The organism is Acinetobacter sp. YH12076 (assembly GCF_013419525.1).
GTDB classification, from domain to species: Bacteria; Pseudomonadota; Gammaproteobacteria; order Pseudomonadales; family Moraxellaceae; genus Acinetobacter; species Acinetobacter amyesii.
In genome coordinates this window covers 145,045-166,979 of record NZ_VOZY01000005.1, presented here as the reverse complement: position 1 = coordinate 166,979, position 21,935 = coordinate 145,045, and the positions used below count along the sequence as shown (strand labels likewise).

Genomic DNA, 21,935 nt, shown 5'->3' with positions numbered 1-21,935 from the left:
AGACGTTTTTTGAGATTTTAGTTTTATGCAGATTTACTTGGCACGAAATAACCAACAAGCTGGTCCCTACACCTTAGAACAACTTAATCAAATGCTCGCGAGCCAACAAGTGTTACTCACGGACTTGGTTTGGCACCAAGGTATGACCGAATGGAAAGCTTTGGGTGAACTCACTCAAGGTCAGTTGGTTTATATGCCTGCAGGTTATATAGCACCGACAGCATTCGAATCAAATCAAACTGCAACTACGCCATCGAACACCTACGCACAGCCTCAAGCGGTACAATTGCAAACTAGCCTAGCCAGTATTCCTAAACGTGTTTTGGCTAAGATCGTTGATTTACTGCTTTGGATACCGGCAACTTTTATCTTAACGGCATTTTTTAATCCAAGTGAAAAGACACAATTTGCCAATCTAAATGAACAGTTTATGCAAGCTGTGATGACCCCAAATGCTGACCCTAATGTTTTACAAGCACTACAAACACAAATGGTTGAGATGTTTCCCAACCAAGCTTGGATTGCAATGTTTGCTTACCTCTTCATTATGCTTTTCATTCAAGCGTATTTGATTGCTAAATCTGGTCAAAGTATTGGTAAAAAAATCACCAAAATTAAAATCGTAGATGCCGAAACCAGCCAACCTGTAAACCTCATGCGTGGCTTCACTTTACGTAGTGTTTTATTTATTTTTCTGAACTTTTTATCGATGCCTTTAAGCGCAATCATTGATTCCGTTTTTATTTTCGGCAAAAAGCGTCAAACTTTGCATGACAAGTTAGCAAAAACCAAGGTAATAAACCAATAACTTTCACTTTTATTGAGGGATGAATTTCTCATCCCTTTTTTGTGCATTACATTGAAATTAAAATAAAATTCAGATAAAAAAAACACAATCCCGACCAACAAAATAGGGTTTTAATACAGTCATTTAAAGCATCTTTATGTATAGCTTAGTTTGCCGATATCAGGCATAATGCCCTACAACGTAGCGGTGTCACATCATTGTGAACTTTTTTTCATATCTGAAAAATCACAATCATGCGACACTTTATTCGCTATCCCAATTTTAAAAATTAGGGAATGGGACTCTTCACCGAGGTTGTAAAATGAGACAAACAATTTTAGCTGTATTGTCTTTATCTGCGATCGCTGCACTCTTAACTGGGTGTGGTGGTGATATGGTACTTCTAAACTCAAAAGGTCCAGTTGCTGAAGGTCAGTCAAACCTCATGCTTACTGCGATCTACCTAATGTTGTTGGTAGTTATTCCATCAGCACTTATGGCTCTTTGGTTTGGTTGGAAATATCGCGCGTCAAATAAAGATGCAGACTATGCACCTACTTGGGCACACTCGACTGCAATTGAAGTTGTAGTTTGGGGTATTCCCGTAATTATTATCGCTATTTTAGCTTGGTTAACTTGGTGGGGTTCCCACAAGTATGACCCTTACCGTCCACTCGAGTCAGATAAAGCTCCTTTAACTGTTCAAGTTATTGCTGAACAATTTAAATGGATCTTCATCTACCCTGAACAAGGCATCGCGACTGTAAACGAGATCCGCTTCCCTGAGAAAACTCCTGTAAGCCTTCGTTTAACATCTAACTTCACAATGAACTCATTTTTCATTCCGGCGTTAGGTGGTCAGATTTATGCTATGGCAGGTATGCAAACTCACTTGAACTTATTAGCTGATGAAACTAGTCCTGCTGAAGGCTTCCGTGGTTTCTCTTCTAACTATTCAGGTTATGGCTTCTCACAAATGCGCTTCCGTGCACATGCTGTGACTGATGCTCAGTTTGCTGAATGGGTTTCTGCTGTTAAAGCTGGTAATGGTTCTTCAGTTAATCCTGAAGCGGTTCAAAAAACTGTTTTAGACCAAGCTGAATTTGCAACCTTACGTGACGGCAACCGTTCTAAACACCAGATCGAAGTTTTAGTTGCCAAAGCAACTACTCCTGAAGAGAAGGCTCTAGCTGAAGCAATGAAGCCTTACCCTACTAAGCCACACCCAGTGACTTACTATTCTTCAGTTGAACCTAAATTGTTCGAATCAGTGATTAACAAATACATGAGCAACTACCACGGTGCTGATCATACAGCTACTGTTGGACACGAAGCTGCTGCTTCTGAAGCTCATGCAGGCGTTGAACATGCGACTGTTGCAGGGGAATAAGACATGAGCTTATTAGGTAAGTTAGGACCAGATGCAATTCCACACGACCCAATCGTGTTGGTTACTGTTGCAATGATGATCCTTGGCGGTATCGCAATTGTTGCTGGTATCACCTACTTTAAAAAATGGGGCTACTTGTGGAACGAATGGTTCACATCTGTAGACCATAAAAAAATTGGTATCATGTATATCCTCGTGTCAATTGTCATGCTTGTGCGTGGTTTTGCCGATGCGATTATGATGCGTCTTCAACTGTTCCTTGCAAAAGGTGGCGGTGAAGGTTACTTACACCCAGAACACTATGACCAGATCTTTACTGCCCATGGCGTAATCATGATCTTCTTCGTAGCAATGGGTCTAGTTGTTGGTTTAATGAACGTTGCTGTACCACTTCAAATTGGTGCACGTGACGTAGCATTCCCATTATTAAACTCTCTTAGCTTCTGGTTATTCGCCGGCGCTGCGGGCTTGATGATGGCTTCTCTTGCAATTGGTGAATTCGCTGCAACAGGTTGGATGGCTTACCCTCCACTTTCTGGCATCGAATACTCTCCAGGTGTAGGTGTAGACTACTATATCTGGGCACTTCAGGTTTCTGGTCTAGGTACGCTTCTTACTGGTGTTAACTTCTTCGTTACCATCATCAAAATGCGTGCGCCTGGCATGAAACTTATGGACATGCCTATTTTCACTTGGACTGCATTAGTTACTGTAGTGCTTATCGTTGCAACATTCCCAGTTTTGACTGCGACTATTGCAATGCTTTCACTTGACCGTTACTTCGGCTTCCATTTCTTTACAAATGACATGGGTGGTAGCCCAATGTTGTATGTAAACTTGATTTGGACTTGGGGTCACCCGGAAGTTTACATCTTGGTATTACCAGCTTTTGGTATTTACTCAGAAGTTACTGCTGTGTTCTCACGCAAAGCGTTGTTCGGCTACAAATCTATGGTGTACGCAACTGTAGCAATTGGTGTTCTTTCACTAGTTGTATGGGTTCACCACTTCTTTACAATGGGTGCTGGTGCCAACGTTAACGCGTTCTTCGGTATCATGACCATGATCATTGCGATCCCTACTGGTGTGAAAATCTTCTCTTGGTTATTCACCATGTACAAGGGTCGCATCACCTATACAACTCCAATGCTTTGGACACTTGGCTTCCTTGTGACTTTCGGTATTGGTGGTTTAACAGGCGTATTAATGGCAGTTCCACCAGCGGACTTCTTAGTACACAACTCTTTATTCCTTATCGCTCACTTCCATAACGTAATTATTGGTGGTGTAGTGTTCGCGATGTTCGCGGGTATCATTTTCTACTGGCCAAAAATGTTTGGTTGGAAACTGAATGAAACTTGGGGTAAAGCAGCGTTCTGGTTCTGGTTCTTCGGTTTCTACTTTGCATTCATGCCACTTTATATCCTTGGTTTCATGGGTATGACTCGTCGTTTGAATACATATGACAACCCTGAATGGGATCCGTACTTAGCGATCGCTTTATTTGGTTCTGTATTGGTTGCTATCGGTATCTTCTGTTTTGTTATGCAAATCGTTGTTGGTTTCCTTCAACGCAAAGACAACATGGACGTTACTGGCGATATCTGGGATGGTCGTACTCTTGAGTGGGCTACTTCATCTCCTTCACCATTCTATAACTTTGCTTATCTTCCAAAGATCAATGGTATTGATACTTTCTGGACTGACAAAGAAAATGGTGTTGCTTACGCTAAGCCAACTACATACGAAGACATCCATATGCCTACAAACCGTGCGGCAGGTTTCGTAATTGCAATGTTTATTACAGTTATGGGCTTCGCATTAATCTGGCATATCTGGTGGTTAGTCGTTGTAACTTTCATTGCTTCAATTATCAGCTTCATCGTTTCTTCTTTCACAAAGAAAGTGGACTACTATGTTCCAGCTGCAGAAGTTGAACGTATTGAAAATGAACGCTACGCGCTTCTTGAAAAACATTTGAAGAAGGACTAAGACAATGGCTGAAGTACTTCATCACGACAACCACGGACATGACGAACATCATCATCACGATGATACTGACATCACTGTCTTTGGTTTCTGGACTTACTTGATGAGTGACTTGGTTCTTTTCGGGACACTCTTCATCGCGTTCGCTGTATTAAGTAGCCACGTTCCAGTGGGTACGCCAAGTGCACAAGAGCTGTTTGGTGAATCTTTAGGTTTCGTTTTAACTGAAACTTTCGCCCTTCTTATCTCTTCTGTAACTTTTGGTTTTGCTGTTCTTGCAGCATACAAGAAAAATGTTGGTCAAGTTTTAACTTGGTTAGCAGTTACTTGGGTATTTGGTGCAGCCTTCATTGGCATGGAACTTTATGAGTTCAATCATTTAGTTCATGCTGGTCATGGCCCAAGCACAAGTGCGTTCTTATCTGCGTTCTTTACTTTAGTTGGTACGCACGGTATTCACGTAACTTCTGGTTTGGTATGGATGCTTGTGTTGATGTTCCAAATCAAGAAATATGGTTTGACACTTCCAAACACTCGTCGTCTTGCTTGCCTAAGCTTGTTCTGGCACTTCCTTGACATCGTTTGGATCTGTGTATTCAGCGTTGTTTACTTGATGGGAGTTATCTAATGAGTCACGATCATAACTCTGCTGGTGCAGCTCACGGTAACGTTAAACAATATACAATCGGTTTTATCCTTTCTGTTCTACTTACCGTAATTCCATTCGGTATGGTAATGGCAGGTGGTTTTAGCCGCGGTCTATTGGTTGCCGTAATCGCGATTACTGCGGTTGCTCAGGTTCTTATTCAGTTAGTTTACTTCCTGCATATGAACTCTTCTTCAGAGCAACGCTGGAACGTGATTGCATTTGTTTATACAATCCTCACAATTGCTATCCTTTTAGTAGGTTCTGTGTGGATTATGAACTACCTTCACTTCAACATGATGATCTAAACTGGTCGTCATGCTGAAAAAGTATTTATTCCTGACTAAACCAGGAATTCTCTTTGGTAACTTTGTTACCGCTTTGGGTGGCTACTTTGTAGCTGCCCAAGGTTCTGTAGATTTCCTTCTGTTGCTTCTTACCCTCTTAGGCACCCTCTTTGTGGTCGCTTCTGGATGTGTTGTCAATAACGTTATTGACCAAGACATCGACTCAAAAATGCAACGCACACAAAATCGTGCGATGGTTAAAAAATCAATCTCGATTCCTGTTGCTTTAGTTTTTGCTTTAGTTTTAGGTGTAATTGGTTTTAGCATTTTATGGTTCTGGGTAAATGCTTACGCTTTTCTTTTTGCTGTTATTGGTTTTGTCGTATACGTTGGTTTTTACAGCTTATGGACAAAACGAACAACAATTCATCAAACCATTATCGGCAGTCTTTCTGGCGCAGCGCCACCTGTAATCGGGTATACGGCTGTTGCAAACCAGTTTGATTTAGGTGCATTACTGATTTTTATTGGTTATGCATTTTGGCAAATGCCTCATTCTTGGGGAATTGCAGTTTACCGATTTGATGACTATAAAAATGCAGGTATTCCAATTTTACCTGTAGCACGTTCAATTCATCGAACCAAGGTTGAATCTTTGGTTTACGTGATTTTGTTCTGCATCACCATGAACGGTTTATTCTTTTTTGGTTATGCGAATTGGATTTATATGATTGTCCTAAATGCCTTAAGTCTGTATTGGATTTATTTAACCATTCAAGGATTCAAAGCTGAAGATGATCAAATTTGGGCAAAACAATATTTCATGTTTTCAGTCAAATTGATCACAGTGATTAGTTTAATTTTTAGTTTTACTTCCACTGCTCCTCTAAAGCCAATTGTATTTTTTTAAAAAAGATAGAGTTTTACTCTATCTTTTTTATTTCTACACATCTTCAATGCAAAGCAAAAATTTAAATCGAAATACTACTATACACACTAAAACTGTTTTAACGCTGATTCTCCCAATATCTACCCATGTACAATAGATTTCAGACAAGTACAAAAATATTTCATATTCGTATTAGCATTCAAAGCGATATCTACAATCAAATATGACAAAAGATCTTTAATTTAAATCAAATTTATATCATTACAACGTCTATATGATCGTAACTCATCAAATACAAGATAAGCTCCCCGCAATTGAAAACATATCTCCTATTTTACAATCTGCATCCGATTCTAGCTGTGTATTAAAGATAGTCATTAAACCACAAAATAATTAAGCCTTTTTAGGTGTATGCCTTGTATTTCAAACCTAAACGCTCTAAAATTCACGCTTCGCAAACTTTGCGACACAACTTTGGTTGTGACTCCTTGCTTCAATCAATTAATGATTGGGGCTGCCTAAACCGTAAGGAGCTGACAATGCGTCACTACGAAATCGTACTATTGGTACATCCAGACCAAAGCGATCAAGTTGTGGGTATGGTAGAACGTTACCTAACTCACATCAAAGAAGCTGAAGGTCAAATTCACCGTCTTGAAGACTGGGGCCGTCGTCAATTGGCTTACCCAATCAACAAGATCCACAAAGCTCACTACATTCTTATGAATGTTGAGTGTGGTCAAACTACTCTTGATGAGCTAGAAGAATTGTTCCGTTATAACGATGCAATCATTCGTAGCCTTATCATCCGTCGTGAAAACGCTATCACTGAAGAGTCACTATTGGCTAAGAGTGCTGAAGAAAAACGTGCGCGTAAAGCTCAACGTGAAGAAGCACAACAAGCTCAAGACTCTGCTGAAGCATAAGGAGAACATAACATGGCACGTTTTTACCGTCGTCGCAAGTTCTGCCGCTTTACAGCTGAGAACGTTACGTACATCGACTACAAAGATATCGACACTTTAAAACAGTACATCACTGAAAACGGCAAGATTGTTCCTAGCCGTATTACAGGTACTAAAGCTCGTTACCAACGTCAATTAGCGCTTGCTATCAAACAAGCTCGCTACTTGTCTTTGATCCCTTACACTGACAATCATAAGTGAGGTTGAGCTGTGGATATTATCTTATTACAACGCATTAAAAACCTTGGTAAATTAGGCGATAAAGTTTCAGTTAAAGCTGGTTACGGCCGTAACTTCCTTATCCCTCAAGGTAAAGCAGTTGCTGCTACTGAAGCTAACACTGCTGCATTTGAAGCTCGTCGTGCTGAACTTGAGAAACAAGAAGCTGAAGTATTAGCTGCTGCTCAAGCACGTGCTGACCAATTGAACGAAGTTAACATCGTGATCACTGCTAAAGCTGGTGACGAAGGTAAACTATTCGGTTCTATCGGTACTCGTGACATCGCTGACGCGTTAACTAATGCTGGTCTTGTTGTAGACCGTGCAGAAGTTCGTTTACCAAATGGTGCGCTTCGCAACACTGGTGAATTCAACATCGCAATCCAATTGCATCATGATGTTGTTGCAGAAGTTCTAGTTACTATCGTAGCTGAGTAATTTCTTGCAAAGAAAAGAGCATGCTTACGCATGCTCTTTTTTTATCTGTAAAAAATAGTGCTCCAACTTTTTTATATTTTTAACTCTTCATTCAATTCAATGTATGACGAATTAATCGGAAATACTTGTTCGCATTTCTGTAGAAAACGCCTATCATTTCAGTTCAATGAAGAGTTGAAAAAACTGTAATTAGCACCCATTTCCATCACATTAAATGGTTTCAGCATCAGGGATTTTTATGTCACAGGCGAATGCCAGCAAGCCAAACTCTACGCCAACAGCAAAAACCACAGAACAAAGTTCGTTGAAAGAGTTTCGTACCCCACCCCATAACCTTGCGATTGAACAAGCCGTGCTTGCTGCACTGATGACCGTTGCAGAATCTTTTGAGCAAGTGGGTGATGTACTGACTGAAGCTGATTTTTATGCGACCCGTCATAAATATATTTTCCGTGCCATCGATCAACTGTCAAAAGATAGCTCACCTTATGATGCGGTCTTGGTCAATGACTGGCTGATTAAACAAAACTTGCTCGATGCAGCTGGTGGCGAAGAATATCTGATGCAACTCATGTCAGATTCACCTTCAAGTTTCTATAACCTTGAAACGTATGCTGCAAAAATTAAAGAATTTTCCACTTTACGCAGCATGATTAAAGTCAGCTCAGAAATTTTACAAAATGCCTATGACACCAAGGGTCGTACGGTCAGTGAAATTTTAGATCTCGCAGAAACCAATATTTTCTCGATTGCCGAGCAACACAACAACAACGCCAAAGCACAAGGCCCTAAAGCTATTAACTCTGTCGTTGCTAGTGTTTTTGATAAGTTGAATGAACTTTCACAAACTGAAGGCAGTATCACGGGTTTAACCACTGGATTTGTTGAACTAGATAATAAAACCTCAGGTATGCAAGCAGGCGATTTGATTATTGTAGCGGCCCGTCCATCGATGGGTAAAACTACTTTTGCCATGAACTTGGTTGAAAGTGTGCTGTTTAATAACAACCTGCCCGCTCTAGTTTACTCTATGGAGATGCCCGCTGACTCGATTGCGATGCGTTTGATATCCTCGTTCGGACGTGTACACCAAGGGCATTTACGTGCAGGTAAAATGGATGCAGATGAATGGTCAAAAGTCACCAGTACCATTGTGCATCTCCAAGAAAAGAATTTGTATATCGATGACTCGTCTGCACTACCTCCAACTGAAGTACGTGCCCGTGCGCGCCGAATTGCCAAAATGCACGGCGGTAAACTTGGCTGTATCATGGTCGATTATTTGCAGCTTATGAAAGTACCCGGTATGGGTGATAACCGTGTTGGCGAGATTTCGGAAATTTCCCGAAGCTTAAAGGCACTGGCTAAAGAAATGCATTGCCCTGTTATTGCACTGTCACAGTTGAACCGATCACTGGAAAACCGTCCCAATAAACGCCCAGTGATGTCTGACTTACGTGAATCGGGTGCGATCGAGCAGGATGCCGATTTGATCATGTTTATTTACCGCGACGAGGTTTATAACAAAGAGTCTAAAGAAGCAGGTACTGCAGAAATTATTATTGGTAAACAGCGTAACGGTCCAATTGGTACTGTGCGTCTTGCCTTCGAAGGTCAATACACCAAATTTAGTAACCTCTCCCCTGAGTTTTATGCTCAGTATGATGATGAAGAGTAAAGACTCTTTATCATCCATTAATTCATCGACCCTGTAGGAGTATTTAGGGTGCGCCAAGCTACAGTTTATATTGATCAACAAGCACTTCAATATAATTTAAACCGTGTCAAACAACTTGCCCCAACCGCTAAAATTGTAAGCATGGTGAAAGCCAATGCTTATGGACATGGAGTTAAAGACTGCTTAGCAGCCTTAAAAGACAGCGATGCCTTCGGTGTTGCCTGCCTAGAAGAAGCCTTAGAAATTCGTGAACTGGGTTATGAACAACCCATTACCTTGATTGAAGGCATTTTCTCTGATGATGAAATGCAAATTATCATCGATAAAAAAATTGAATGTGTGGTGCATCATCAGCAACAACTAGATTGGTTACGTGCGCATAAAGATGCCTATATCGCTCAAGGTCTAAAAGTTTGGGTCAAACTCAACAGCGGTATGAACCGTTTAGGCTTTAAAGTGCCTGAAATTATTGATGTCATCAATGCATTAAAGGCGGAAGGTTTTACTTGCGTACTGACTATGCATTTTGCCAATGCTGACGCAGAAAATCATCCACTAAATGACCAACAACGTGAACAATTTTTACACGTAAAAGAAGCCTGTGCGCCAATCATGGGTTCGTGCTGTAACTCAGCTGCAATTTTCAAATGGCCAGAACTGAATTTTGATTTTGTTCGCCCAGGCATCATGCTATATGGCGCAACACCTTTTTCAGATCGTTCTGTAGAAGTGTTAGATCTTAAACCGGTGATGACGTTTACCGCTGAAGTCATAGCTCTAAATACCATTCAAGCTGGTGAATCTGTGGGTTATGGATCGACTTTCGTTGCAGAACAAGAAATGGATCTTGCGATTGTGTCGATTGGTTATGGGGACGGATACCCACGTGCCTTCCCTAAACAAAACTATGTATCGATCCACGGTCAGAAAACGCGTGTAATTGGCCGTGTTGCCATGGATATGATTGCGATTGATATCACTGGTATGAATGCACCAATAGGCACTGAAGTTGAGCTTTGGGGTAAAGACCGTTTAGTTGATGACGTTGCAGAAGCGAACGGAACCATTGGCTATGAATTATTATGCCGTATGAGCGCGCGCCCTGTACGTAAATTAGCTTAATTAGCCAAATCAAAAAGTCCAGATCAAATCTGGGCTTTTTTATCTCGCTTTTTTTATTCGCTTTTTAAATTGATCTATTCGTTGATCAAATCGTTATTGAAAATAGTCAGCTGTTGGTTTTGCCAATTCTATTAAGCCCTGACGCAATGCTTCTGACCAGCCTTTACTGATCATGGTGAAGTATGGGTCTTCTTCATAAATGCGCTTACCATTTGGTATTTCTAAACTGTCCTTTTTATAAACCAAAGCATCTAAAGGCATACCTACAGACACATTCGAACGTATCGTTGAATCAAAAGAAATTAAGCTACAACGCATTGCTTCATCGAGTGGCATATCGTAACGCAAAGTTCGGTCAAGTATCGGCTTACCATATTTACTTTCTCCAATTTGAAAATATGGGGTATCCGGTGTCGCACAAATAAAATTACCTTGCGGATAGATATTATATAGCTGCATATCAGCGCTACCAATTTGACCACCTACTAATAAACTACAGTAATAATTACTTTGTTCTAAAATATCAGAGGTGACATCAGAGATAACTTTTTTTAAGGTATGCCCGACCAATTCAGCCACTTCGAACATCGTATTTACACTATATAAATTCGGCTCTTGTTTGACCTCTAGCTGATTTTGTAAATGCCCGATGACCGCTTGTGTAGTAGCTAAATTCCCAGAGGTTTGGATGGTAATAAATCGCTCACCCGCAATACCAAAGGTATAAAGTTTACGAAAAACTGAAATATGGTCAACTCCTGCATTTGTACGTGTATCACTGACAAATACCATGCCATCTTTTAATCGTAATGCACAACAATAGGTCATTTTTATCCCTCAAATGATTAACAACTCAACACTTGTACAATTGAGCTCATAGACTCAATACCACCTTTATCACGAACACCTCGAACAGGAGCTACATCCCAGTAATCCCGCCCAATCGCGACATAAATATGTGATTGTGGTGTAAATAGCTGATTACTGACATCAAAACAATACCATTTATTTTCGATATAGACTTCTACCCAAGCGTGACTAGCAAGATGGCTACTATTCGGTACAAATAAATACCCAGAAATATATCGTGCAGGAATACCCAAATAGCGACACATTGCGATCATGACATGAGTATGATCCTGACATACCCCCTGCTTATAATGAAAAGCATCTATTGCAGAAGTATGTACAGATGTCTGATTCGAAACATAGGGAATATGCGCCAAGATCGCTTCAGCCAAACGAATTAGATTGACACGATTGATACGAGGGACATAACAATCGGCAAAACTTTTCATGTAAATGTCGCATTGCGTACTCGGTGTTGGCTGTAAAAACAATTTCGGGTTTAAATCATCCGCATTTGAATCATTTGAACTCAAATTCATCTCTACGATGCCCTGCGCCATAATGGTCATTTGCAGATAAGGTTCGCGCTGCGTTGTGGTCAACCACACATTACCAAAAGTATCCAATTGCATATCACGTTGCCCCGGCACACTCACATCCCAATTTTGCACCTGTTGATGCGCATTAGTGGATGGGGTCATTTTGATATATTGAATGCTTCTGCTAACCACATCAGTGTAAACATAATGGGTCTGATGGTTGATCATGAGCCTCATACAGCCACCTCAAACATATTTTGGATATGATCACTGAAATGGTAAAAATTTTGGCTATTCGGTTGTTGCTTTAGTGCCTGCCATGCCTCTTGCACGCTTTCCCAGCCAAACTGAACTAAAGCGATTACGATATGTTCAATCTTCGCAATGGTGTGTTGAATGTCCTGCTGCATGCGTAACTGGCGATCAAGCTGCTCTATGGCTTGTCCTAAGCTAAAAAATAAAAATACATCTTCAGATTCGGACTCTAAAACATCTTGGCAATCTGTTACCACGTCACAGATATAACCCGGGTTATCACTCGCATTACGAATTAAACGGCTGAGTTCTGCATAACTTTTTGCTGAAAGTACACCCCTTAAGTCCTGTATATTACTTTGCGCATATTTAAATTGGCTGTAAAATGACGCCGGTTGCTCTGCATTTAAAACCAATTCATTCATTGAGTCGACATCGAAGGCTGGTAAACAAAAAGCATGTGCATAGTTCAATGCCATATCGACATCTTGAAATGGAAAAATACTGCATAAATATTGAGTGCGTGCTAAATAACGTCCCAACCAAAAAATATGTTCTGCATTACTGTTTAATAAAATCATGTTTTGCTCCTTCACTGAAGTGCTATGAGCGTAAATCGTCTACTACCCATGTATCTTTAATCCCGCCGCCTTGCGAAGAATTCACCACCAATGAACCTGCTTGCATTGCAACACGAGTTAAGCCACCCGGTACAATCTCAGTTCGATATGGAGAGCTCAATACAAATGGACGCAGATCAATATGGCGTTCCGAAACATTTGCCTCACTTAGGGTTGGGCTAACAGATAAATTTAAAGTCGGCTGTGCAATATATAAATGTGGTGCTGCGGCCACCTTATCTTTAAAACTATTTAATTCTTGTAAAGAGGCTTGCGGACCGATCAGCATGCCGTATCCACCTGAACCCTGTGCTTCTTTCACCACCAATTTTTCGATATTCGACAGCACATAGTCCAAGTCGTTCTGCTCACGACATTGATAAGTCGGCACATTTTTCAGGATCGCTTGTTCGCCTAAATAGAAATGAATCATTTTATCCACATAAGGATATATCGATTTATCATCTGCTACGCCTGTTCCCGGTGCATTTGCAATGACCACATTATGCTGCATATACGCTGACATGAGCCCTGCTATGCCCAAAGTACTGTCAGGTTTGAAACATAATGGATCGAGAAAAGCATCATCCACACGACGATAAATTACATCAACCTGTTGTCGGCCTTTAATGGTTTTCACATAAACCTTATCGTTTTCTACATAAAGGTCACGCGATGTCACTAAGGGTACATCCATCTCTCTTGCCAAAAAGGCATGTTCATAATACGCACTGTTAAAACGCCCTGGGGTTAAAACCACGGTAAACGGGTTATCGACATAGGCATTTTCTGCAAGAATTTCACGTAAAAGCTGCGGATACTGCTCAATCCCCATGATGTTGCTTTGCTGGCAAAGTTCAGGCATCAGTTTTTGACTGATCTTACGACTTTCCAACATATACGACACACCCGATGGTGTTCTAAGATTATCCTCAAGGACGTAAAAATCGCCTGATTGATCTCGAATGATATCAATACCACTGATTTGGCTATAAATTTTACCTTTTAGCCCATGCATATACATTTGTGGCAAATAGGCTTCATGCGTTAAAACTTGCAGTTCAGGAATAATTCCTTCTTTTAAAATATCTTGTTGATGATAAACATCATGTAAAAACAGATTGAGAGCTTTCACGCGCTGTGCGCAGCCCAGTGATAAATTATTCCATTCCTTTCGTGCAATCACACGGGGAATAAGATCATAAGGAATAGTGCGTTCAATGCCCTCATCTTCGCCATACACTGTAAAGGTAATACCCTCATAGAGAAAATGTTGTTTTGCTACCTGATTTAGTTGTTTTAATTCATCAAGTGTATGCTGTGATAACCACTGCTCTATCCGTTGGCATGATTCTTTAGCTACCGTTTTGCAGTCGCGCATTTCATTAAAAAAATCCGAATTAAATTGATTAAACAGCGCATGTCCTCGAGCAAGAGGTAAATTTTTTAATGTAGAGACAGAAGTATTGACTAACTTTGCCTCATAACCCTCAATTCCATTTGAAGTTGTATTACGATTTTCTTTCAGCATAGCAACTCCATATTTTTCTCATGTTTTGTAAATCAGATAAAGCAATATATATGCCATCAATACATATGCTGCTTCTCTTTGATTATTTATGCATCATTTTTGCAAAGTGGTACAGCATGTAACTGCTCAAGTTGTGTCAAATTGCGTTATTAAAAATCATCTTAGTTTTTTCAGATGAAGACTTGCTTAACGCAGGAAGATTTCTTATTGTGTCCCACAGCATCATTTTATTCATTTAAGTCCAAGTTCAAGCACTAGATTATGTCTTCACAAGAAAAAGAAACGTCGAACAGCCTCTATCGTCAGTGGCAAATTCTTTCACGACTGTCCACAGGTAAGTGGATGGGTACGCGTGAATTACAAGAAATACTGAACCGTGAAGGCATTGATATCAGCCTACGCACTATTCAGCGTGACTTAAATCAAATTTCTCTGCGTTTCCCAATTGAGAGCAGTAAAACAACTCCACAAGGCTGGCGTTGGCGTTCCGATGCACCAATTCAAAGCTTGCCTCATATGACTAGCTCACAAGCGGTCACCTTTATGATGGTTGAGGAGCACTTAAAACATTTGCTTCCACCGAGCTTAATTGAAGAAATGAATCCTTGGTTTGACCTCGCACGTCGAAGTCTGTCGTCGCAAAATAATGTCCGTCAGTGGATTAACCGCGTGCGAATCGTGCCAGCTACTCAGCCATTGATTCCTCCTGTAGTTGAAAAAGCTGCACAGCAATCAATTTATGAAGGCTTACTACAAGACAAACAACTCGAATGTCTTTATCAAGGTCGTGGACAACAAAGTGAAGAAAAGACCTATATTTTAAATCCACTGGCTTTGGTCCAAAAAGGTGCAATTATCTATTTGGTTTGTACACGTCATGACAAAACAGACATCCAAACCTTTGCTTTACATCGTTTTAAATCTGCTACGGTCTTAAATTCACGCGCATTACACCCTGTCGATTTTGATATCGATGCCTATATTGACTCTGGAGCGCTTGGCTTCCGTGTGGACTTCAATAAACCGACTGAAATGATTCAGCTCAAATTAACCATGTCTGAAGCAGAGGCTGTTTATTTTGAAGAAAGTCAGCTAAGTAAAGATCAAGTGATTCAAAAAACCGAAGATGGCTGGGTGGAAGTTAGTGCAACAGTACCTTTTACCTCTCAGTTAACATGGTGGCTGCGTAGTTTTGGTAAAAAGATTCAGAAAATTGAACCTGAAGAAGTCGCTATGGTTGTACAACAACGCAATGACTAAACCGATCTCAGACTTTCTGCTACCTGAAATATTAAATTTTAGGCAGCAACTTTTATTTCATAATAAATATTTAGCACTTAATTTTTTGCTTAGATTTTCACTTAAATTATCAACACATAAAAAAGTCCCAACGCTGGGACTGGATAATTTCTTAGAATATTTTTGTAATTTTAGTCGTTTAGGTCAAAGGAACTACAGCATAAGTATCTGCTGAATACCTTATGCCATAGCGCTAATTTCTCATGGCTATAATCAATTACTGACATAGGCAGGCTAGGTCGGCATTATTATAACGAATAGATTTCATAGTCATATTCAGCACCTCGTGTTTAGAAAGTAAAATCACTTTAACCTCCATTTTGCGTACTGTGAAATAACAAGAACCGCGCTGCTTTTCACAAATTTTCTTAAAGAACATTCCTGCTTTTCTTATCTGATTTGGCTTTAAATGAAAAATTCATCCAACTTCAATGTTGTTTTTTATAAATGCTACACTGAATCAACAAATTAAAGCTTGAGCATTGTCCATAAACTCGGCAAATTATGAGCAAATGAGCTGAATAAGATTTTTCAAATATGGCCAGTCCAGCGCAAACTATTCGCCACAAGCTACTAAATACTTTTTTTTCTCGGCATTCAATTTGGTTTGCTTGTATTTTTATCTTCCTACTCATTTCGAGTTTTCATTTAGGTTATTCCCCTCGTTATATTCAATATTTTATTCCACAAACCTTATTGAATAGTATCTGGGTCATTACTGGGCTTTTAAGCTTATTGGGTTTGTATGACGTCATACAAAACAAACATTCGATTTTAAAAAATTACCCTATCATGGGGCACTTTCGTTTTCTATTTGAAGAATTTCGACCTGAAATTCGCCAATATTTTATTGAATCTGATCAAGATGCATTGCCCTTTTCTCGTATGCAACGCAGCTTGGTCTATCAACGGGCAAAAAATCAAAATGCAGATAAACCATTTGGTTCAATTGTTGATGTTTACCAAAATGATTACCGCTTTATCAATCACTCTTTGTCGCCTTGTATTCCGGCCATTCCTGAAACTTTCCGCATCAATATCGGCAATGAGCAATGCAAGCAACCGTATAGCGCATCAATATTAAACATCTCTGCGATGAGTTTTGGTAGCTTAAGTGCCAATGCCATTCGTGCCTTAAATTTAGGTGCAAAAATGGGCAAGTTCTACCATGACACTGGTGAAGGCAGTATCAGTCCTTATCACTTAGAAAATGGTGGTGATATTGTTTGGGAACTCGGTAGTGGTTACTTTGGCTGCCGTACGATTGATGGTCAATTCGACCCTGTACGTTTTGCTGAACAAGCCAAGCACCCTCAAGTCAAAATGATTGAGATCAAATTATCTCAAGGTGCAAAACCAGGCCATGGTGGCATTTTACCTAAAGACAAAATTTCCGAAGAGATTGCTCAAATCCGTGGTGTCAGCCGTGAACATGACTGTATCTCTCCATCTAGCCATCCTGCCTTTAGCACCCCTATTGAAATGATGCAATTTATTCAGCAATTGCGCGAACTGTCAGAAGGCAAACCAGTGGGTTTTAAACTGTGTATCGGGCAACCATGGCAATTTATGAGTATCGTAAAAGCCATGTTACATACAGGGATTACACCTGATTTTATCGTAGTGGATGGTTCTGAAGGTGGGACTGGCGCTGCGCCGATTGAATTGATCGATAATATGGGTACGCCACTGCGTGAAGGCCTACTCTTTGTTAATAACACCCTGATTGGTGCAGGCTTACGTTCAAAAATTAAAGTCGGTGCCAGTGGTAAAATTATTAGTGCTTTTGATATTGCCAGTACCATGGCAATTGGCGCAGATTGGGTCAACTCAGCTCGTGGCTTTATGTTTGCAGTCGGGTGTATTCAGGCTCAAAGCTGTCATACCAACCAATGTCCAGTTGGCGTTGCGACACAAGACAAAGACCGTCAAAAAGCCATCCATGTTCCGACCAAAGCAGAACGTGTTTTTAATTTCCACAAAAACACCATGCATGGTTTATCTGAACTTATTGCCTCTGCGGGTTTACAACACCCGTCGGATATCCGTGCACACCATCTAGCACAGCGCATTAACAACCGTGAAATTAAAAACTATGCACAGCTACATTTTTGGTTAAAGGATGGGGAGTTACTCAGTTGTGAAAATAAAGATGAAGAAAACTTCTATTTCCGTATGTGGAATATGGCTCATCTAGAAAAGTTCTGATTCCTACCGCATAAAAAAGAGGCAACTACGCCTCTTTTTTTTCGTCTAGATCCATCACACTGATTAAGGTAAGCTGTGCTCAATCGTCAATTAGTAACTGATGTTACGCGCGTAAAAGTAAATACGCATTTTTAAAATAATTTTTAAGCCTATTCGACGGAGTCTTACATCTAGGGCTTAAATAAAGGGATTACCCTTCGGCTGGAGGTACTTTTGTTTCGGCAAAATGAGAAGCAAAGCTTCGTAAGGAAACCATCTTGCGGTGCAATGCACCTCACCGACAAAACTCGTTCACTAGCGTCAAATTATTCAAAGTATTGCAAAAACATTTTTGATTAGGAGTAGTCCAGTCTCAAACACTTGCGGATGACCTTCCCGCGTATCGTACTTTTATTTAAATCAAATTACGCCCCTGATGTTAGTGCGTAACATCAGTTAGTAATAAGACTTGCTATTCGATTGAGCATGCAAGAATGCCGGGATCAAACCTGTTAATGCAGCACGAATATCGGCACGTTCATTAATCAGCTGATGCGAACCTTCTTCAAGCATGAGAAGCGTCTGTAAACGAAATTTACGACGTATAAACTCAATGTTATAACGCCAATCTACAGTTTGATCCTGTGCGCCTTGCGCTAACCACACTGGAATACGGCACGCTGGGCGTTCTTCCATCTCCTGCATCCATTTTGACATGGCCAAAATCCAATCCATCCCCATCATTCGAGGTTGTAGTGGATCTTTTAAGCGGACAAAACGTAAAAACTCAGGGTTATGATTATTCCGTCTAAAATGACGTGGCACTTCACGTTTAATACGACGAATAATGCCTAATCCAACCGAGTTATGCCACCATGCCGTTTTTGCAGGGCGAATCAGCGGAGATAATAATAAAACCCGTTCGACATAAGGGTTTTTGCGATGTTCAGCAAAATCTAACAGATGATGCAGCCAAATCGCTCCACCCGTGCTCTGCCCAATCCCTAACCATGGGGTTGGTAGTTGAGTCGCATGTTTCACATAACGATATACTGCTTCCAAAACTTGTTGGTAATGATCAAAGTTTTGAATACTGGCTGGCGATCCATTACTTAGACCATGCCCCGGTAAATCATAGGTTAAAACACTAAAACCTTGATCTAAGAGTTCACGAATAATCGGCTGATATATTCCACTATGCTCTAAATAACCATGCAATAAAAATACAGTGCCTTTAATGATATCCGTTTCAGTTTTCAGTTTCGGTTGAAATACTTGTACATGTAATTTGAACAAAGGCATTTCTACATAGCCTTGCCAATGTTCACAGTTCAAGGCATCTAAACCATAAAGTCGTCTATAAGACTGTATTTCAACACTAGGTTCAAAAGGTCGATTTAAATTTAGAGGTTCTAATACTTGTGGGGTTAATTCTCGACTTGGAACAGGAAGATCTAATTGTTTAAGGATCGAAGGATTAAGAAATGGGATATCTGACATTATGGGACCTCCCGACAGTCACTTGAGCCAAACCAAACATCACGTAAGGTGGCTAATAATTCATAATTAGCACGACGACTATGGTCATAATTTTTTTCACTTGGTCGCCATGTAGTTAATGTTGTTGGCATAGGTGCAACAACAGGAATGGTTTCGATACCATTTAATGCAAATAAACGACGTGTTCGAGGCATATGATATTGGTCGGTGATTAAAATAACCGTCGGTGCTCCGCCTTTTTTCTGTAAAAGCAACGAACTAAAACGCGAATTTTCGCATGTATTCATACTGCGGTCTTCAAGCAATTTCGCATCGACATCATATTGCTTCAACCATGCTTGCATATACGGTGCTTCAACACCACTCAGTACAATCGGTAACTTATTGGCTCGTTCAACATCGAGTGTTTTTTCCAGTCGAAGTCGTGTGTAGTCATTCACTACGATATCTTTATCATTTTTATCTAAGGTTAAACCACCACCTAACACCACGATCGCATACGGCTCTGCGGTTGGCTGCTTCAGGGTTTTATCTTTCATTTTGGCAAGATCAAGATATGTTTCATCATCGATCGGTTCCGCTTCTGAAGCCGCTTGCTCAATTTCATGGGTTTTTAAGAACTCGGTATATTGAGTCATCAGTCCTTTATTTTCCGCACTATTGAGCTCAAGCAGCTCTTTCATTTTTTGAGCAGGATTTTCCGCCAATGCTTCAGAAGAAGCCGCCTCGGACGCAGAAGGATTCAGCAGAGGTACTTTCGGTATGTCCTTTTGACTATCATTCTTTTCTTTTTCATGTTCTTCTTCAATGAGCTGCTGTAACGCCTTATAACGTGCTTGTATAAGGGTTAAATCTTGAGGCTCATCAGACTGTATGGCTTGCTCCATGAGTTTTAAATACGCTTGGCGCGCTATCCATAAGTCAGAACCCGGCTCATAGTTATCATCATCACTCAAGGCGCCGAGTTTTTGACTTTGCGCTGCGAGCTGATTGACTTCTACAGGAACGAAATAATTTAAACTTTTAACGATCAATTTAGAATAAAACGGCGTATAGATAAAAATCATTAGACAGCCCAAAAGTACAAATAGCACTGCAGCAATTTGTACTAAGCGAACCATCCAATGTGTTTTATGCATAAATCTAAAACCTATGTGTTTTTATTGATCTGCGTGAGATCGAATCAAGCCATTTGTATCAAATAATACAGGCTCAGGATGTAGTTCAATATTAAATTTTTCAAAAACATCATGTTGTACAGCTTTGTAAGTTGTACGTACATCTTGCAGCGTGGCGTCCTGATAATTGACCAACACCAAAGCTTGCTTATGGAACATACCCACTGAACCCACAGATTTCCCTTTCCAACCTGCTTGGTCAATTAACCAGCCCGCTGCCAGTTTTACCGCATTATTCGGTTGTGGGTAATGGGGTAAATTGGGAAATTGCAGCGCAATTTGGTCAAAGGCTTGCTGGCTAATCACAGGATTTTTAAAGAAACTTCCGACATTTGGAAATTCTTTTGGATCTGGGAGTTTGGTTTGACGAATATGAATGACTTGTTGTTGTAGGTTTTCTGCACTTAAGTCTTCACCCACTGCCTGCTTTAAATCACCATAATTTAATTTTAAATCTGCATGTTTTAAAAGTTTAAACGTGACATGCGTAATAATAAAACGCTCTGGCTCATCTTTAAAAATACTATGGCGATATGAAAAATGACAATCGGCAGCGCTAATACTACTTTGCTGTTCTGTTACTCGGTCATAGACCTGTACAGATTCAATAAACTCACCCGCTTCAACACCATAAGCTCCAATATTTTGCACAGGTGAAGCACCGACTAAACCGGGTATCAATGCTAAATTTTGTAAGCCATAAAACTGGTGTGCCGTCGTCCATAGCACAAAGTCATGCCACACTTGCCCAGCACCCACTTTTAAAGTCTGTGTATCGGCATCGTCTTGTACATATTCAATACCTTGAATATCCATGTGCATCACTAAAGCATGTATTTGCTCAGGCAACAGCATATTACTGCCCCCTGAAAGCACCAATATATTTAATTGCTCAGCTTTGGCAAAGTCGAGCGCTGCTTGGATATCTTCTACCGATTGAACGCGTACATAATGAGATGCAACAGCATCGAGGCTTAATGTATTAAATGGCTTAAGCTGAACCTGTGTTTGAATTTGCATTCTTAAACCTTAATTTTTTTGCTGTGCTTGTAACTGAGTTTTTAAATAATTGACCCAAGCCTGACTGCTAGATTCGCATTGATCTAATACATGTTCAAACCCTGCATCACCACCATAGTACGGATCTGGTACTTCTTGTTGCGGATATTGGTGATCATGTTGACTCATCAAAGACACTTGTGCACGTAGTTGACCGAATTGTTGCTGCGCCTTTTGCATGAGGTTTTGAATATTGTCTAAATTTTCGTAGTCCATGGCCAAAATCAAATCAAATTCAATAAAATCATGAACCGTTAACTGACGTGCGCGTAATGCAGATAAGTTATAGCCACGTAATTTTGCATGCTGTTGGCTACGTAGATCAGGCGCTTTGCCCGGATGATAATTGCTCGTACCCGCAGAGTCGACGTGAACATTGAGTTGCGCTTCATCACAAAAATGTCTGAGAACCACTTCAGCCGTAGGTGAACGGCAAATATTTCCTAAACAAACACACAACACCTTATATGGCGTGCTGGATGACATAACAACCTCAAGACTACTTTTA

The 21,935-nt window shown here is 40.3% G+C and carries 20 protein-coding genes and 1 pseudogene; 13 read left to right on the top strand and 8 right to left on the bottom strand.

Annotation, left to right across the window (positions count from 1 at the left end):
* The first annotated feature begins 25 nt into the window (after window positions 1–25).
* From FTU22_RS06490 to alr, 11 genes are all read left to right on the top strand, one after another.
* A complete protein-coding gene (locus FTU22_RS06490; RefSeq protein WP_180093567.1) occupies window positions 26–808 on the top strand; it encodes an RDD family protein in 783 nt (260 codons plus the stop codon).
* A gap of 301 nt (window positions 809–1,109) precedes the next feature.
* The gene (cyoA, locus tag FTU22_RS06485; RefSeq protein ID WP_078193967.1) at window positions 1,110–2,177 is read left to right on the top strand and encodes a ubiquinol oxidase subunit II; all 1,068 of its coding nucleotides are present in this window, start codon (window positions 1,110–1,112) and stop codon (window positions 2,175–2,177) included.
* A gap of 3 nt (window positions 2,178–2,180) precedes the next feature.
* Window positions 2,181–4,169 carry a cytochrome o ubiquinol oxidase subunit I gene (cyoB, locus tag FTU22_RS06480; protein WP_078193968.1) on the top strand — a complete coding sequence of 663 codons (1,989 nt, stop codon included), beginning with the start codon at window positions 2,181–2,183 and terminating at the stop codon, window positions 4,167–4,169.
* Between the two features lie 4 nt (window positions 4,170–4,173).
* On the top strand, window positions 4,174–4,794 hold the full coding sequence (cyoC, locus tag FTU22_RS06475) for a cytochrome o ubiquinol oxidase subunit III (protein WP_078188581.1): 621 nt from the start codon (window positions 4,174–4,176) through the stop codon (window positions 4,792–4,794).
* Complete coding sequence (locus FTU22_RS06470; RefSeq protein WP_078188582.1) at window positions 4,794–5,120, top strand: cytochrome o ubiquinol oxidase subunit IV; 327 nt, start codon at window positions 4,794–4,796, stop codon at window positions 5,118–5,120. Before cyoC ends, FTU22_RS06470 begins: the two co-directional genes overlap by 1 nt.
* Window positions 5,121–5,130: 10 nt before the next feature.
* Window positions 5,131–6,009: a heme o synthase gene (cyoE, locus tag FTU22_RS06465; protein WP_180093565.1), complete on the top strand. Its 879-nt coding sequence runs from the start codon at window positions 5,131–5,133 to the stop codon at window positions 6,007–6,009.
* Window positions 6,010–6,527: 518 nt separating this feature from the next.
* Window positions 6,528–6,914, top strand: a complete 387-nt coding sequence (gene rpsF / locus FTU22_RS06460) for a 30S ribosomal protein S6 (RefSeq protein ID WP_004696436.1) — start codon at window positions 6,528–6,530, stop codon at window positions 6,912–6,914.
* A gap of 12 nt (window positions 6,915–6,926) precedes the next feature.
* Entirely contained in the window at window positions 6,927–7,154 is a 228-nt protein-coding gene (gene rpsR, locus FTU22_RS06455; protein ID WP_004278792.1) for a 30S ribosomal protein S18, read from the top strand.
* Between the two features lie 9 nt (window positions 7,155–7,163).
* Entirely contained in the window at window positions 7,164–7,610 is a 447-nt protein-coding gene (rplI, locus tag FTU22_RS06450) for a 50S ribosomal protein L9 (protein WP_078188585.1), read from the top strand.
* A gap of 238 nt (window positions 7,611–7,848) precedes the next feature.
* Window positions 7,849–9,288, top strand: coding sequence for a replicative DNA helicase (gene dnaB / locus FTU22_RS06445; protein WP_078188586.1), 1,440 nt, complete (start codon window positions 7,849–7,851; stop codon window positions 9,286–9,288).
* A 48-nt stretch (window positions 9,289–9,336) separates the two neighbouring features.
* Complete coding sequence (alr, locus tag FTU22_RS06440; RefSeq protein ID WP_180093563.1) at window positions 9,337–10,410, top strand: alanine racemase; 1,074 nt, start codon at window positions 9,337–9,339, stop codon at window positions 10,408–10,410.
* Between the two features lie 93 nt (window positions 10,411–10,503).
* Here the strand turns inward: alr and FTU22_RS06435 are convergent, their stop codons facing one another.
* The 4 genes and pseudogenes from FTU22_RS06435 to FTU22_RS06420 form a co-directional block, all read right to left on the bottom strand.
* Window positions 10,504–11,238 carry a proteasome-type protease gene (locus FTU22_RS06435; RefSeq protein ID WP_180023501.1) on the bottom strand — a complete coding sequence of 245 codons (735 nt, stop codon included), beginning with the start codon at window positions 11,236–11,238 and terminating at the stop codon, window positions 10,504–10,506.
* 17 nt (window positions 11,239–11,255) lie between these two features.
* Window positions 11,256–12,035, bottom strand: a complete 780-nt coding sequence (locus FTU22_RS06430) for a transglutaminase family protein (protein WP_180093561.1) — start codon at window positions 12,033–12,035, stop codon at window positions 11,256–11,258.
* Window positions 12,032–12,634: a hypothetical protein gene (locus FTU22_RS06425; RefSeq protein WP_180035275.1), complete on the bottom strand. Its 603-nt coding sequence runs from the start codon at window positions 12,632–12,634 to the stop codon at window positions 12,032–12,034. The genes FTU22_RS06430 and FTU22_RS06425 overlap by 4 nt, the downstream gene beginning before the upstream one ends.
* Window positions 12,635–12,656: 22 nt before the next feature.
* Window positions 12,657–14,090 (bottom strand): annotated as a pseudogene (locus FTU22_RS06420) (circularly permuted type 2 ATP-grasp protein); the annotation flags it as partial.
* 375 nt (window positions 14,091–14,465) lie between these two features.
* Here FTU22_RS06420 and FTU22_RS06415 point away from each other — a divergent pair.
* Together FTU22_RS06415 and FTU22_RS06410 are read left to right on the top strand one after the other, a co-directional pair.
* Complete coding sequence (locus FTU22_RS06415; protein WP_078193976.1) at window positions 14,466–15,464, top strand: YafY family protein; 999 nt, start codon at window positions 14,466–14,468, stop codon at window positions 15,462–15,464.
* Between the two features lie 576 nt (window positions 15,465–16,040).
* The gene (locus FTU22_RS06410) at window positions 16,041–17,711 is read left to right on the top strand and encodes an FMN-binding glutamate synthase family protein (protein WP_180076992.1); all 1,671 of its coding nucleotides are present in this window, start codon (window positions 16,041–16,043) and stop codon (window positions 17,709–17,711) included.
* Between the two features lie 435 nt (window positions 17,712–18,146).
* On the opposite strand, the gene FTU22_RS06405 is transcribed toward FTU22_RS06410, so the two are convergent.
* From FTU22_RS06405 to FTU22_RS06390, 4 genes are read right to left on the bottom strand one after another with little or no spacing between them, the layout of a single operon-like run.
* Window positions 18,147–19,190, bottom strand: a complete 1,044-nt coding sequence (locus FTU22_RS06405; protein ID WP_180093559.1) for an alpha/beta hydrolase — start codon at window positions 19,188–19,190, stop codon at window positions 18,147–18,149.
* Window positions 19,190–20,329, bottom strand: a complete 1,140-nt coding sequence (locus FTU22_RS06400; RefSeq protein ID WP_078188595.1) for a YdcF family protein — start codon at window positions 20,327–20,329, stop codon at window positions 19,190–19,192. The genes FTU22_RS06405 and FTU22_RS06400 overlap by 1 nt, the downstream gene beginning before the upstream one ends.
* 21 nt (window positions 20,330–20,350) lie before the next feature.
* Window positions 20,351–21,388: a UDP-N-acetylmuramate dehydrogenase gene (gene murB / locus FTU22_RS06395; RefSeq protein WP_180076990.1), complete on the bottom strand. Its 1,038-nt coding sequence runs from the start codon at window positions 21,386–21,388 to the stop codon at window positions 20,351–20,353.
* A gap of 9 nt (window positions 21,389–21,397) precedes the next feature.
* Entirely contained in the window at window positions 21,398–21,913 is a 516-nt protein-coding gene (locus FTU22_RS06390; RefSeq protein ID WP_078193981.1) for a low molecular weight protein-tyrosine-phosphatase, read from the bottom strand.
* Between the last annotated feature and the right edge of the window lie 22 nt (window positions 21,914–21,935).